Origin of the sequence: Streptomyces sp. NPDC002870 (genome assembly GCF_042888505.1) — a bacterium.
Lineage (GTDB): Bacteria > Actinomycetota > Actinomycetes > Streptomycetales > Streptomycetaceae > Streptomyces.
In genome coordinates, this window is the sequence record NZ_JBIAPW010000032.1 from 1 (window position 1) to 13,570 (window position 13,570).

At 72.3% G+C, this 13,570-nt stretch carries 12 protein-coding genes; 4 read left to right on the forward strand and 8 right to left on the reverse strand.

The window, feature by feature from the left end:
* Positions 1-89: 89 nt before the first annotated feature.
* Complete coding sequence (locus ACFYWY_RS29770; protein ID WP_389191675.1) at positions 90-986, reverse strand: DMT family transporter; 897 nt, start codon at positions 984-986, stop codon at positions 90-92.
* A 19-nt stretch (positions 987-1,005) separates the two neighbouring features.
* The gene (locus tag ACFYWY_RS29775) at positions 1,006-1,533 is read right to left on the reverse strand and encodes a hypothetical protein (protein ID WP_389191678.1); all 528 of its coding nucleotides are present in this window, start codon (positions 1,531-1,533) and stop codon (positions 1,006-1,008) included.
* A gap of 318 nt (positions 1,534-1,851) precedes the next feature.
* Here ACFYWY_RS29775 and ACFYWY_RS29780 point away from each other — a divergent pair, with 318 nt between their 5' ends.
* The 3 genes from ACFYWY_RS29780 (at position 1,852) to ACFYWY_RS29790 (ending at position 6,645) form a co-directional block, all read left to right on the forward strand.
* Positions 1,852-4,167 carry an FUSC family protein gene (locus ACFYWY_RS29780; protein WP_389191681.1) on the forward strand — a complete coding sequence of 772 codons (2,316 nt, stop codon included), beginning with the start codon at positions 1,852-1,854 and terminating at the stop codon, positions 4,165-4,167.
* A 75-nt stretch (positions 4,168-4,242) separates the two neighbouring features.
* The gene (locus ACFYWY_RS29785; RefSeq protein WP_389191684.1) at positions 4,243-5,025 is read left to right on the forward strand and encodes a peptidoglycan recognition protein; all 783 of its coding nucleotides are present in this window, start codon (positions 4,243-4,245) and stop codon (positions 5,023-5,025) included.
* A gap of 702 nt (positions 5,026-5,727) precedes the next feature.
* Entirely contained in the window at positions 5,728-6,645 is a 918-nt protein-coding gene (locus ACFYWY_RS29790; protein WP_389191686.1) for a S1 family peptidase, read from the forward strand.
* Positions 6,646-6,755: 110 nt separating this feature from the next.
* Here ACFYWY_RS29790 and ACFYWY_RS29795 read toward each other — a convergent pair whose 3' ends face one another.
* A complete protein-coding gene (locus tag ACFYWY_RS29795; RefSeq protein WP_389191688.1) occupies positions 6,756-7,136 on the reverse strand; it encodes a hypothetical protein in 381 nt (126 codons plus the stop codon).
* A gap of 62 nt (positions 7,137-7,198) precedes the next feature.
* Positions 7,199-8,134, reverse strand: a complete 936-nt coding sequence (locus ACFYWY_RS29800; protein ID WP_389191691.1) for a YbhN family protein — start codon at positions 8,132-8,134, stop codon at positions 7,199-7,201.
* 207 nt (positions 8,135-8,341) lie between these two features.
* Here ACFYWY_RS29800 and ACFYWY_RS29805 point away from each other — a divergent pair, with 207 nt between their 5' ends.
* Positions 8,342-8,722: a cupin domain-containing protein gene (locus ACFYWY_RS29805; protein ID WP_389191694.1), complete on the forward strand. Its 381-nt coding sequence runs from the start codon at positions 8,342-8,344 to the stop codon at positions 8,720-8,722.
* Positions 8,723-8,836: 114 nt separating this feature from the next.
* Here the strand turns inward: ACFYWY_RS29805 and ACFYWY_RS29810 are convergent, their stop codons facing one another.
* The 4 genes from ACFYWY_RS29810 to ACFYWY_RS29825 are packed head-to-tail and all read right to left on the reverse strand — an operon-like array spanning position 8,837 to position 13,564.
* Positions 8,837-9,718, reverse strand: coding sequence for a galactokinase (locus ACFYWY_RS29810; RefSeq protein ID WP_389191697.1), 882 nt, complete (start codon positions 9,716-9,718; stop codon positions 8,837-8,839).
* A gap of 5 nt (positions 9,719-9,723) precedes the next feature.
* Positions 9,724-11,586: a class I SAM-dependent methyltransferase gene (locus tag ACFYWY_RS29815; protein ID WP_389191700.1), complete on the reverse strand. Its 1,863-nt coding sequence runs from the start codon at positions 11,584-11,586 to the stop codon at positions 9,724-9,726.
* Positions 11,583-12,752 (reverse strand): glycosyltransferase, encoded by a 1,170-nt coding sequence (locus tag ACFYWY_RS29820; RefSeq protein WP_389191703.1) that lies wholly within the window; start codon positions 12,750-12,752, stop codon positions 11,583-11,585. Before ACFYWY_RS29820 ends, ACFYWY_RS29815 begins: the two co-directional genes overlap by 4 nt.
* Positions 12,749-13,564 carry an alpha/beta fold hydrolase gene (locus ACFYWY_RS29825; protein ID WP_389191706.1) on the reverse strand — a complete coding sequence of 272 codons (816 nt, stop codon included), beginning with the start codon at positions 13,562-13,564 and terminating at the stop codon, positions 12,749-12,751. The genes ACFYWY_RS29820 and ACFYWY_RS29825 overlap by 4 nt, the downstream gene beginning before the upstream one ends.
* Positions 13,565-13,570 lie beyond the last annotated feature (6 nt).

Here is a 13,570-nt window from a genome sequence, read left to right on the forward strand (position 1 = left end):
ACTTCGCCCGAGCACGGTTCACTTCGTGTGCGTCCACACCCCCAACATGCCCCCAAACACGACCAAGAGGAAGACCTAACGGAGTCCTACTAGGGCGCTTCCGTAGTACTCCGTGTCTCGTCGGGCGCGACCACAGACTGTGTCAGCGGGATCCGGGAGAGCGCGACGGCGCCCAAGGCGATCAGTGCGAGGCCGAGCAGCTGCGGCAGCAGCCACCAGCCGGAGCGGACCTGCTCCTCGTAGAGGGTGATGCCGAGGGCCAGACTCACCATCGCGTCGCCCAGAGTGATCGCGGGCTGGGAGGCGACCAACGGGCCGGCCTGCATCGCGTTCTCCAGGAAGAAGAGTGCGGCTACTCCGGCCAGTGCGAAGGCATAGGTCTGCCAGGCGGCGAAGAAGGCTGCGATCCCCTGATCGTCCAGGATGTGCATCGACGCCTTCATCAGTGCCGCGGTCAGCGCGTAACTGATGGCAGTGGCCGTGCCCAGACAAGCCGCGCGGGCCCGGCCTTCGCTGCGCCGCATCGCCGTGAAGGCGAGTGCGACGACCGCGCCCACGCAGACGACGAGGGCAGGGCCCCAGCGGTCCAGCGGCACATGCGTGCGGTTGCCTGTCGGCGAGGCGGCGACGAGAGCGACACCGAGGCCCGCCACGACGAAGGCCACGGCCACCCAGCCGACGCGCGGGAGCCGTCGGCGCAGCAGGAGTGAAGCGACGATCAGCGTGAGGGGCAGTTCGAGGACGAACAGGGGCTGTACGACCGTCAGTGGCCCGGTCGCGAGAGCCAGCGCCTGGCAGACGGCCGCGGCGATGACGGCGAGGATTCCGGCCAGCCAGACGGGGCGCCGCAGCAGATCGAGGATCAGACCCGCGCGCAGGCCGTCGGAGCGTGGCACGCTCAGGGCGGCCTTGCGTTGCAGCACGGTGGCGACGCTGTTGCTGAGCGCCGCGCAGAGCGCGAAGAGGACAGGCAGCAAGGTACGCACCGTGGACGGCCTCCAAGGCTCAGCGGTCGCCGGGATCAAAGCCGGACGTGGGCCGGGAGAACAGCCGCCGGGCGTTCTCGTCGAGGGCGGCGAACCCCTCGACCAGTTGGGCTGCCACCCTCCAGTGACCGTCCGGCGCCTTGGCTGATCGCCCGTCACCCGACGCGCCGGGTGGCCGGGGTGCCGGAGCGAACTCCCAGACATGGAACGCCTTGCCGGTGAAGGCGTCACTCACCGGCGATCCGTCGAGGCGGTGGCGCAGAAAGAACTCCAGCCGGGTGTGGACGATCCAGCGACCGTCGGGCAGCCGCACCGGCGTGGACATCTGTTCCACGGTGTGGGATTCGTCGAAGAACTCGGCGCGGGCGCCGAGGAAGTCACGCAGCCCCTGCTCGCCCTGCCAGATCAGACCGTCCACGAAGCCCGTGCGGAAGTCGTGGGTGAGGATTTCGTCCAGCATCCGCTCCGCGGACACATGGGCCTGGAGCAGAGCGAAGTACCGCTCGATCGTGTCCCAGATCACCGGGGCAGCGCGCTCGGAAGACATACGACCTCCCACGTCCGCTGAGGTCCGGCGCCCTGTGCTGCCGGGGCCGGGCCGTTGCACTCCTTGTCATGGTGGCCCCGGCCCGCTGTCCTCCGCGATCCGACCGCGCGGCGTGGCGGGCTCCCGGTCCGGGGCGTAGGACCGGACCGACCGGGCTGCGGGCCGTCGGTCGCGCGCCGACAATGGACGAGGACGCACGCCCACGCCCGGCAGCTCCCCGACGGCGGCAGCGGCTGAGAGGAATGTGCCCTTGTGCCCAATGTGCGCAGAGCCGTCCTTGGCCGCGGCGGCAGCCGGCAGCGCCCCTGAGGCGCAACCGTGACCGGCGCTCGTACCGCTGAACGGCCCCGGCGGCACCATCCCGATGCGCGAAAGCCGGAGCGTGCGGCCATCGTGCACCGGGCGGTCCGGGTCACCCTCGCCGCGTCCGCCGGGTTCTATCCGCTCGTGTACGGGCTGTACCAGCCCCATATGGCGCTCTACGCCCTGTTCGGACCAGTGGCGCTCGGAATCCTGTCGCCGATTCCCGGGTCCGGGCGCCAGCGGGCCGCCGTCATGCTGCGGGCGCTGCCCGTCGGACTGGTGCTGGTCGCCCTGGGGACGGCGCTGGCCGTACAGACATGGGCGGCGGTTCTCGGGATGCTGGTCGTCGGATTCGCGCTGGCCTTTGCGGCGGTGGCGGGTCCCCGCCCGGCCGGGGCGGCACCGGGCCTGCAACTCTTCTACATCCTGGCCTGCTTCCCGCCCTACGCTCCGGACACCCTGTGGGCGCGGCTGGCAGGCCTCACCGTGGGCGTGCTGCTGCTCGCTGCCTGCGAAGTGGTTCTGCTGCCCGCCCCGCCGACCGTCTCGTACAGGGAGAGCCTGGCGTACGCCGTCGAGGAAGCGGGCCGGGCGGCCGCGGGGGCCGCGGCGTCTTCGGCGGGCACGGCGGCGCCGGACTCCGGCGCGCGCGACGGCCCGGCTGCCCGCCCGCCCGACGGCCCGGTCGGCAGCTCGTCGGACAGCCCGCGCGACGGCCCGGCCGACAGGCCGGTCGAAAGCTCGCCCGACCGACTGCGCGCGATCGGGCACCAGCTGCGCTTCTCCCGTCTGCCGCCCGCCGAGCGGCCGGCGGGGGCCGGGCGCATCGACCGTGCCATGGCGCAGGCCGGACTCGCGGCCCGCACACTGCTTGACCAGTTGGCACGGCTGAGCGACACCTCGCCGACCGACACGCCGGCCGAGACGGCCCGTCGAGGCGCGCCCGCGGACGCCGCTTCGGCCGATCTCCTCAGCCGTATCGCGGCGCTCTGCGGCGCCACGGCGGCAGCCCTGCGCACGGGACGGCCGCACGCGCTGCCCGGGTCACTGGAACAGGCGATACGGGACTTCCAGGACCTGCGCATCCGGCAGGCGACCGGCCCACCGGAGGCCGTGCCGCCTGTTGCGGAACTGCGCCGCCAGGCCGCCGTCCTGGGCATGGCCGAATCGGCCAGGATGCTGGAGACCGCCGTACGCGTCGGGCTCGACGGGCGACGCACCCGGCCGATCCCGCCGCGGGAGCTCTTCTGGTACGCCGACACCGGCACCGCCCGCCTGTGGTGGCGGCGCGTCGTCGGCAATATGACGCTGCGCTCGGTCCAGTTCCAAAACGCCACCCGGACCGCGCTGGGTCTGGGCGCTGCCCGGCTGGTAGCAGGTTCCCTGGAACTGACCCACGGCTTCTGGGTCCTCCTCGCCGTACTGACTCTGGGCCGCACCACCGCGGGTGAAACCTGGGCGGCAGTGCGTTCGGCGCTGATCGGCACGCTCGCGGGCGCGATGGCGGCGGGCACGCTGCTGCTCCTCCTGGGGCAGCACACAATCGCCTACGCGGCCTTGCTCGCGCCCGGCATGCTGGCCGCTTTCGCGCTGGGGCCGCTCCTCGGGATCGCCTGGGCGCAGGGGCTGTTCACCCTGGTGGTGTCCGCAGCGTTCGCCCAACTCGCCCCCGCCTCCTGGCAGCTCGCCGAAGCCAGAATCGTGGACGTGGTCACGGGCAGCGCAATCGGTCTGGTGTGCGGGCTGCTCGCCTGGCCGGCCGGTGCCCGGCGGGAGGTGCGAAGAACGGTGGCCGGCCTGCTGGACTCCTACGGACCCCTGATCACCGGCACCGTCCGCGCGCTGCTGGCCGACCCGCCGGGAGCCGCGCCCCTGCCCTCCACGTATCCCGTCCTGCACAGACTGCGCCTCGCGGAGACCGCGTACGCGCAGTACCGGAGCGAACCGGGCGATCACGGGATCGCGCGTGCCGACTGGCAGGCCGTGCTCATCACCGCGAACCACATCCTGGCCGGCTCCCGCTGGCTCCCCCGCTTCGATCTGCCCCCGGCCGCCATCACCCCTGATGCCGCCGCCTGGGCCCGTACGACCGCGGACCGGCTCGTTCTGACCACGTCTCGGCTCGCCGCCTTCTGCGCGGGCAAGAGTCCGCCGCCAAAACCTTCTCCCCCACCGGCGCCCCCCACGCCCGCCGAGCCACCGGGCAGCCCGCCGCTGCCCATGCTGATCGACCTCGAACAGTGGCTGAGCAGCCTCGCCGCGGAACTCGGCCATATCGAGCGCTCGGTGTCGCCGCTCAGGAGCGGCGCACCCGGGAAGTCCCGCTGGTAGTAGGCGCGACGGGAACGCGCGAGCGTCCGCGAGCAGCGGAGGCGCACCCAGGGGTGCCGCCTTACGCTCATGGTCATGACCATCGACCGGCGCATGCTGCTGCGCGGCATGGGCAGGGCGGCCGCGGCAGGCGTGGTCGGTGCCGCACTGGCCGCGGGTGACACGGGCAGGCGGGCTGCGACGGCCCGCCAGTCCCACGCGCGGGCCGAGCCCGCCGCTCCGTGGGCCGCGGCTCAGCCGGCCGTCGTTCCACGCACAGCCTGGCAGGCCGCCCCGGTGCGCCGCCGGAAGCCGACTCTGACCGCGAGCGCGGTCAAGGCGGTGTTCATCCATCACACCAACAGCGGTAACGACTACACCCGACGAGAGGTCCCCGACCTCATCCGCTATCTCTCCGGCGATCACACCGAGAACCGGGACTGGGACGATGTGGGCTACAACTTTTTCGTCGACCGGACCGGCACCATCTACGAGGGACGGGCCGGGGGCATCGCCAACCCCGTCGTCGGCGCGCACACCATGGGCTTCAACATCGGCACCGTCGGCGTAGCGGCGATCGGCAGTTTCGGCGCGGGCTCGACCGTCCCCGCGCCCATGCTGGAGGCCATCGCCAGGCTCTCCGCGTGGAAGCTCGGCCTGTACGGGGTCGATCCACGCGGCAGCACGGTCCTGGTCTCCACCAACGACGACAGTAAGTATCCGAAGGGAAGCCGGGTCGTGTTCCACACGATCTCCGGGCACCGCGACGGGTACTGGACGCGGTGCCCCGGCACCGCGCTCTACACCCTCCTCCCCCAGATCCGCGACCGCGCCGCCCGCCTTCAGTCGCGCCCCTCCGGCCCGGCGTCAACCGCCTGACTCGCTCAGAACCGGACACAGAGCGTCCGTGTACGAACGGTGGCGATTGACGCATAGCGCTGCGCGTCACGGCCCGCCGCAGGCGGGTGGTACTGGTGGGGCGGCCGTTGCCTTGTGTGCTTTCACGTCGCGACCCCGGACCGCGCCGGACGGAAGCCGTCCGCGCCACGGTCAAGTCCCGGAGGCGCGCGTGTGCATGAGCCACCACAGCGGTACGGAGTCCGGCACGCCGACCGCGACGGGAGCCAGACCTGTGCCGCGCCGGTCCAGGGCGCCCTCCCGTCGGGGCTCGTCGACTGTGAGCAGCAGAAAGAGCGAGCACCATTCCGGCTACGGAAGTGGGCGCTGCGGAGCTGACCGCTCCCCATCACCTGACCCATGAGTCAGTTGACAATGCATCAGCAAACGGCCGAGAGTTTGCCGCTTTCCCAAAGCGCTCGCCCGCACGGGCACCCGCACCGGCACAGCTTCCGCGCGCCCTGACCGGCGGGGCGAACCTCGCGCCGCCGTCCGGCAGTTGGCACCGATGGACGCGCGTAGAGCGGCTGAAAGGCGCCCTTGCCGCCGATCCAACCGGAGCCCAGGATTCCTACCGGTGCGAGTTGTCAGGATCATGACCGAGTCGATGGTCATGTCCGGGCTTCCGCGCGCTGACGGGTCCGCCCACCCACCGGGCCCCGGATTCCCCCACCGGAGGATGTAGTGAATTTCAAGCGCTTCTCCCCCCTCGGCGGCGTCGCGAGACGTGCGCGGCTGATCGCCGTCGCATCAAGTCTCCTGGCAGTCTCCGCGCTTGCCGCCCCGACCGCCGTGGCCGAATCGGGCGACGGCGTACGGGCCACCACCGCCCAGCTCGCGCAGGCGAGCGACGCCGTGCTCGCCACCGATGTGGCCGGTACCGCCTGGTACACGGACACCGCAACGGGCAAGCTCGTCGTCACCGCTGACGACACTGTCTCGGCCGCCGAGATAGCCAAGATCAAGAAGGCCGCCGGCGCGCGGGCCGGCGCCCTTGAGATCAAGCGCACGCCCGGCACGTTCAACAAGCTCATCGCCGGCGGTCAGGCCATCTACACGGGCGGCGGACGCTGCTCGCTCGGCTTCAACGTCCGCAGCGGGAGCACGTACTACGCCCTCACCGCCGGACACTGCACCGACATCGGCAGCACCTGGTACACCAACTCGGCCCAGACCACGGTTCTGGGGTCCACCGCCGGTTCCAGCTTCCCCGGCAACGACTACGGGATCATCCGGCATTCCAACGCCTCCGCCGCGGACGGCCGGGTCTACCTCTACAACGGCTCGTACCGTGACATCACAGCCGCGGGCAACGCCTACGTCGGCCAGTCCGTACAGCGCAGTGGCAGCACCACCGGCCTCCGCGGCGGCTCCGTCACCGGCCTCAACGCGACCGTCAACTACGGCGGCGGGGACGTCGTCTACGGCCTGATCCAGACCAACGTCTGCGCCGAGCCCGGCGACAGCGGCGGCGCACTGTTCTCCGGCAGCACCGCGCTCGGTCTGACCTCGGGCGGCAGCGGCAACTGCTCCTCCGGCGGCACCACGTTCTTCCAGCCCGTCACCGAGGCGCTGAGCGTCTACGGGGTGAGCGTCTTCTGACGCCCTGATGCGCTGACGCACTGAGGCGCTGACGCACCGCACAGAGCCGGCGGACCCCCTTCGGGCGGTCCGCCGGCTCCTTCCCACCGCATATGGGCACGCCACCGCCGTCAGCCGTTCGGGTCAATCCGCAGCTCGTGCTCCTCCTCGCCGGAGCCGACGTCGCGGTGACCCTCGTCGGTCACCTCGAAGTACATCTGAAGGCCGCGGACGAGGCGCTGGATGTCGTCCGGGCGGCCGTAGACGCGCGCGTGGACCACTTCGGACAGCGGGACGGTCGTGCTGACAGGGCGGCTGGTCCGTACGTCGAAGGACCTGGTCGGCACCGTTGGGCGCCCGTTCGCAGGGGACATGATCGCGCCGGTCCCGGGCAGCGTCGGAGCGAAGATCGCGGCAAGCGTCTCGTACACGACCGAGGCCGCCGCGCTCCCGTCCATGTGCACGCCGACCGTACCCGGCCGACGGCTGCCCACAGATATCTCACCACTCACTCGATGCCGCATTCCTTCAGCATCAGGGCAGCTGGGTCCATCCGCTCGGGGAGCGACCCGGCTCAGAGGACCTTCCAGCGAACCAGCGCCCCCAGCACCAGGGCCCCGGGAAGCAGCGGCAGCCACACCGTGATGATCCGGAAGCCGAGCACCGTGGCGGTGGCCACGGTGAGCGGCACGCCCGACGCGACGAGCGTCAGGACCAGGGCCGCGTCGACGGAGCCGATTCCCCCCGGGGTGGGCACCATCCCTGCCGCGATGCTCGCCGCCAGGTATGCGATGGCGACATGGTGCCAGGGCAGCGGCACCTCGAGAGCAACCGCCACCGACGCCAGGACACAGGCCTGCAGCGCGGGGAAAGCCAGCGCGCCGCCCCACAGTGCCACGACCCGGGACGGCCGGGTGTGCAGGGCTCGCGCGTCGGTCAGGGCTGTGTGCAGGAAGCCGCGGACGGTGCGACGCAGCGGGCGTATGGCGAACAGGGCCAGTGCCAGCGCGGCGAGCACCGCGGCCACCACCAGAAGCAGGACCAGCAGGGTGCGTCCGTCAGGGGTAATTTCGTCCAGTGGGAGGGCGCCGGGGACGGCAGCCAGCAGGGCGAACAGCAGTACGAAGCGGGCGATCGGCTCGACCAGGGAGTACAGGGCGAGCGAGGCCGTCCCCCGGGACAGTGGTATGCCGCAGTTACGCAGGAAACGCAGCGTCACCGCATGCGCGCCGAGGCCGGCGGGCAGCACGTGATTGGCGGCGCCCGCGGCGAACTGCGAGGCAAGCAGCCGCCCGGCGGGCAACCGCTCGAGGATCGCTCCCTGCCGTACGCAGGAAGCCGCCACCCAGCACAATCCCGTCACCGCCACCGCGATCAGCAGCCAGAGGGGGTCCGCACCGCGCAGCCTCTCCGCCCCTTCGGCGATCACCGACCAGTGCGTCACCGCCCAGGCGCCGATCAGCACCAGCGGGATCAGGCACGCAATCTGACGCAGCGGCACTCTTCGCAAGACCGGCGTCCCGGACAAAGCCACAGCCAGCCGCCCTTCCACATTCACAGGCCGCGCGACGGCGAGACGCCGGGCACGTAAGGACCCTGCCCGCCGTGGGCGACGCACCGGTGTCCAGCAGCCGACGAATGGGCAAGGCGCACATGACTGAAACGGCGACCGGCCCGGAGGCCGATGTGCGCAGGCCCCCGGCTAGGGTGACCCGCCATGACGAACCTTGATCACGCCACCGCTCCGGATCCGGCTCCCGCGTCCTTCGCCGTGCACATTCCCGACGCCGAACTGGAGCCGGAGCCCCTCGACCCGGCCCAGATCATCTCCGGCGAACCCGTCGTGACCGGAAAGGTCCTGTGGGAGTCCGCCGACGGCAAGCAGCTGCGCGGGATCTGGCAGATCACCCCGGGCGTGGTCACCGACACCGAGGCCGACGAGCTGTTCGTCGTGGTCAGCGGACGCGCCACGATCGACGTCGAGGGCGGTGACACCCTCGACGTCGGGCCCGGGACGGCGTGCGTGCTGCGAGAGGGCGACCGTACGACCTGGACGGTGCACGAGACGCTGCGCAAGGCGTACCACATCAGCCTCTGAAGGGCCCTTAGGCCCGTACGAAGCTCTCCCGGCGGCCTCACAAGCGGCTCACGCCTCAAGCGGCTCACCGCCGCGCACTCAGGTGATCACGGCCGGGGACACCGGCGGACTTTCTCACTCCTCGCGGCGGGCCGCGCCCGCCACGGTGATGTTCACGAAGCGCGGCACGCGCCGCCCGCTTGTGCGGAACTCCTCGGCCACCGTGGTACGGACATGGGTCACCAACTCCTGCGGCACCAGCACCAGGGCGCTGCGCTCCGGGCGCAGTCCGGGCCACCAGGCGGCCGTCGCACCCGCACGCCGCGCGCTCTCCACAGCGCGCTGGGTGTCGGGTGCGCGGGGGCCTTCCGTGCGGGTCACCAGCAGCGTCAGCCGCGCGCCGTGCTCGGCCGGGTCGAAGGGGATGCGGCGCCGGCCGTGGCTGCCGAGCAGCAGGGCCTGGCCGGGGCGGGCGAACAGCACGGCCTCGCGCAGCGCGTCGTCGCTCCCGGGCGCGGCGGCTCTCGCAAGGTCGGCCAGCCTGGCGCGCGGCGGGTGCCGCCCCGTACGTCCGGCGTGCAGGTCGGCGACCGCGAGCGCCACGGCACACTCCAGCGGTTCTGCGCTCGAAAGACCGGCCGCTGCGGTCAGCGTGGAGTGAATGTGCAGGTCGATGCCGCCGCGGCAGTATCCGGCGCCGGCCATGGTGCGCAGCAGGGCGTAGGTGCGGGCCGCCCAGTCGGGGTGGGGCGGTGGCGGGCCGGTGAGCGGGAGTTCGCAGCTCTGTGCCGGGTGGGCGAGCGAACTCAGTCGTACGAGACCGTCGTCGCGAGGAGCGGCGGCCGCGGCCACCGGCCAGCCTGCGGTGGCGACGAGGCGCGGCGAGCCGACGTGGAAGGCGTGCGGCGCGCTCCACACCGTGGCCGGGGGCCGGTCGTGTGCCGATTCGAGAGCGTAGGCGACCAGCCGGAAGAGCGGGTCGGCCGTGTGGCGGCGGGCGATGTCCAGGGTGCTCATGTCCGTCACCTCGACCCAGTGGCCGGTGGCGACTTGCGGGCGAGCAGCCGGTAGGCGTTGCCGCCGTCGGTGGCGCGGGCCACTGCCGCGCGCGCTCTGTCCAGGGCCGCGGCTGCCGCGTAGCACGGCAGCGCCGCGGTCTGTACGGCTGTGCGCAACGCCCGTCGGGCCACGGTGGCGCCGCCCGGCCCCCAGGGGGCGTGCGGATTGGGGGCGAGCCGGTTAGCGGTGAGGAGGACTGCGCCGACGAAGTCGCAGGACTGGTGGGCCGCGCCGTGCTCCTCGGCCAGGACCGTGAACCCGCGTTCGGCCAGCGCCTGCCGGAGGTTGGCGACCGGGATGAGGTGCTGGTGCTGGGGCTGGAACCAGGGCAGCCAGTACGCGCCCAGCAGACGGGCGAGCCGGGACTCGGGGTCGGGCAGCTCGATGAGCAGATGCCCGCCGGGAGGCAGCACCTCGGCGGCCGCGTCGAGCTCGGCGAGCGGGTCCCGGGTGTGTTCCAGGTAGTGGAACATGCTGACGGTGTCGTAGCGGTGGACGAGCCCGGCGGCGAGATCGGGAAACTGGCCGCAGTGGGCGGTGCCGACCCAGCCGCGGGCCTCCGCCTCGCGCACTGTGGCGGCCATGTCCAGGCCGTCGAAGCGGGTGTCGGGCCAGATGTCGCGCGCGCTGTCGCAGAAGTGGCCGTGCCCGGTGCCCACGTCGAGCCACGCGGCGGGCTTGCCGAACGGCTTGAGCATGGCCGCGCGGCCGCGGTACGAGGGGCCCATCGTGCCGAACACATGGGCTGCGCCACCGACGCCGAGACCGTCGTAGAAGTCGCGGTAGTAGAAGTCGAGGCCGGCGAGGGAGAGGCGGGGGTTCTGGAAGGTGTGCCCGCAGCCGCCGCACTGTTCGAGAGTGAAGTGGCCCGGCTTGCCCTGGAACAGGTCGGGCATGTGGGTGCGTACAGCCAGATCGGTGGAGCCGCACCAGGGGCAGTCGGGGCGGCGGGGCTCGAGGAACCTGTCGGTACCCTCCTTGAGATCGGCGGTGTAGACGGGTCGCAGCGCTTCCAGCTCCGACAGCGCTCCCGCGGAGGCGGAGTCGTCGCTCGCGGCGGTACGCAGTGCGGTGCCCACACAGTGCAGCGGCCGGGCGGCGCTGACGCGCCTCAGGTCTGCCGGGCGCAACGGGCTGCCCGGGCCGCCGAGGACCAGGGCGGGCTGCAGCCAGTAGAGGGCGAGTGCCGCCGCACCCCAGCGGCGGTCTGTGGCGACCGCGCGGACGAGCAGCGCCAGGCCTGCCAGTTGAGCGGCGGCGACCAGGCGCGGGGGCAGCCCCTGGGCGCGCAGCTCCGCGGCCCGCTCGGCGAGATCGGGAGCCGGTGTGGTCAGTCCGGGGGCGACGGCGATACCGGTCGCGGCGGTGGCGTACCCCTTCAGACGGCTGAGCAGGCCGTGCAGTTCCACGCTGTCGAGGTCTGCCTCCGCCTCGGTTCCCGACCGGTCCCGGACGTGGTCTGCCACCAGCAGGGCGTGTCCTGCGCCGCGCACCTTGCCCGTGCGGGCGAAGCGAGAGTCCTTGAGTTCGAGATCACGGAGCAGGCCCAGCGCGTGTTCTGTGTCGAGTCGGCCCGGCACGAGGTCGAGGATGTGTAGACCGGTCCGTTCCGCGTAGGCGACCGCGGCGGCCAGGGTGGCCTTGTCCACCTCGACGCCGCGGGCGGTGATCAGGTGCCAGCCGTCGGCGGGCACACCGTCCACGGGGGCGTCCACGTCCAGCACGGGTACGGCGGCCAGTCTGCGGCGGGCGCGCACCGTGCCTGCGGTGAGCCCGGCCAGGGCGGCGATCGCGGCCCACGGGACGCGAGTACGTGGCTGTGTCATTGCAGCTTCTCCAACCTGTCGGCCGCGGCCGCGGCACCGCCGGCCGCGGCGAAGGACGCCTGGATGCGACGAGCGGCCCGGCGGTGGTCCGGGGCGTCGAGAACAGCGCTCAGGGCGGTGTGGATCTCGTCCGCGCGAGGACGGCCGAAGCGCACTCGGATACCTGCCCCGGCCGCCGCGACCTGCTGGGCGACGATCGGCTGGTCGTCGCGGACGGGCGCGACGACGAGGGGCAGGCCGTGGGCCAGTGCCTCGCAGACGGTGTTGTGCCCGCCGTGGCAGACCACGGCGTCGAGGTGCGGCAGCAACGGGAGTTGGGGGACGTACTCCTGAAGCAGGACCTGGTCCTCCCGTACCGGGCCGACCAGGTCGGCGGGTGCGGCCACAATGAGCTGGACCTGGTCGGCCAGGCGCTCGACGGCCCGCAGGACCGCGGTGTAGAAGCGGCCGCCCGCCTCGCGGTTGAGGGTTCCCAGCGAGACCAGCACCCGGCGGCGTACGGGATCCAGTCGCCGCCACGGGAAGGGTGAGGCGTCGGCCGGGCGGGAGCCGAGCGCGGGTCCCACGAAGGCGTGGTGGTCGGGACCGTCCTCGCCCTCGCCGAGGAGTTCGGGGGTGGAGAAGACCAGAACCAGACGGTCCGAGAAACGCGGGTCCCAGCCGGCCTGTGCGCCGCATGCGGCGAGGAATCCGGCGATCTCGTCCGCCACCCACTCCCCCACCTTGGGGAAACCGGCGAAGGGCCTGGTGAACTCGGCCGTTGTCGTCGCGGACGTCACCCACGGCAGTCCGCGCCGCCGTGCGATCACGGCTCCTGCGATGGCTTGTTGGTCGACGACCAGCACATCGGGGCCGTACGCGTCGACTGCTGCCTCGACTCCGGCCATCATCCCGTGGGCGAGCGGGATGAGCGCCTCCTCCCACAGGAAGCGCAGAGCGGCGACGCCGCGCAGATCGCGCCAGCGGCCGTGCAGCGCGCCGTAGCCTCCCGGCCCGTCGCGGTCGCCGGAGGCGAGGAGGGCGGCACGTGTGGGGAGCAGACCGGACAGCACTTCGGCGGGGCCCGTCCAGGCGACCCGGTGCCCGCGCGCGGTCAGTTCGGCGGCAACGGCGACCGTGGGGTTGACGTGCCCGGCGAGCGGCGGGACGACGAACAGCACCTTCATACCGTCACCGCCTCGGGCTGCCGCCGCGCGGCCTCGGCCAGTCGGTCGAGGACCGCCCCGCGAAGCTCGCCGGTACCGCCTTGGAGCACGTCGTGGCCGAGACCCGGCAGGACGCGGACGGTGCACTGAGGGGCGTGACGGGCCAATTGCCGGGCGCCTGGGACGAGTTCGGAGTGCTCGCCGCAGACGGCCAGCACCGGACAGCGCACCCGGGCGAAGTCGTCGGCCGTGAACGGCCGGGCCGCCGCGATGTCGTCGATCAGGGTGGTTCGGTTGAGGAGTTCGTCGGCCGTGGCGGTCAGCCGGGCGGCCTTGCGCGCGCCGAGCGAGGCCAGTTCCTGCGGCACCTGGCTGCCTTCGAGGCCGAGGGCGGCGACGGAGAGGGTGTCGAGCATGTTCTCGATCCAGGGGCCGCTCAACGGGGGCTCGATCAGGATGAGCCCGGCGACGAGGTCGGGGCGCGCGAGCGCGGTGCGCAGGGCGAGCGTGCCGCCGTAGCTGTTGCCGACGAGATGCACGGGGCGTTCGTCGAGACTCAGGGCGCCGAGCAGGGCGGTCAGATCACGTACTGAGGTGTCGATGTCGTAGCCGGTGGGCGGGCGCTCGGTGCGGCCGTGGCCGCGCTGGTCGTACAGGACGACCTCGTGGCCGGCGCGGGCGGCCGGGACGGCGAGGGTGCAGTAGAAGCTGGAGAGGTTGTCGACGACCAGGCCGTGCAGGAAGACGGCGGTCGCGCCCGTGCCACTGTCCGCGTCGGCGGCGGGCAGCCGTTGGACATGGAAGCGGAGGGAGTTGGCGAGAATCTCGGCCATGGCCGG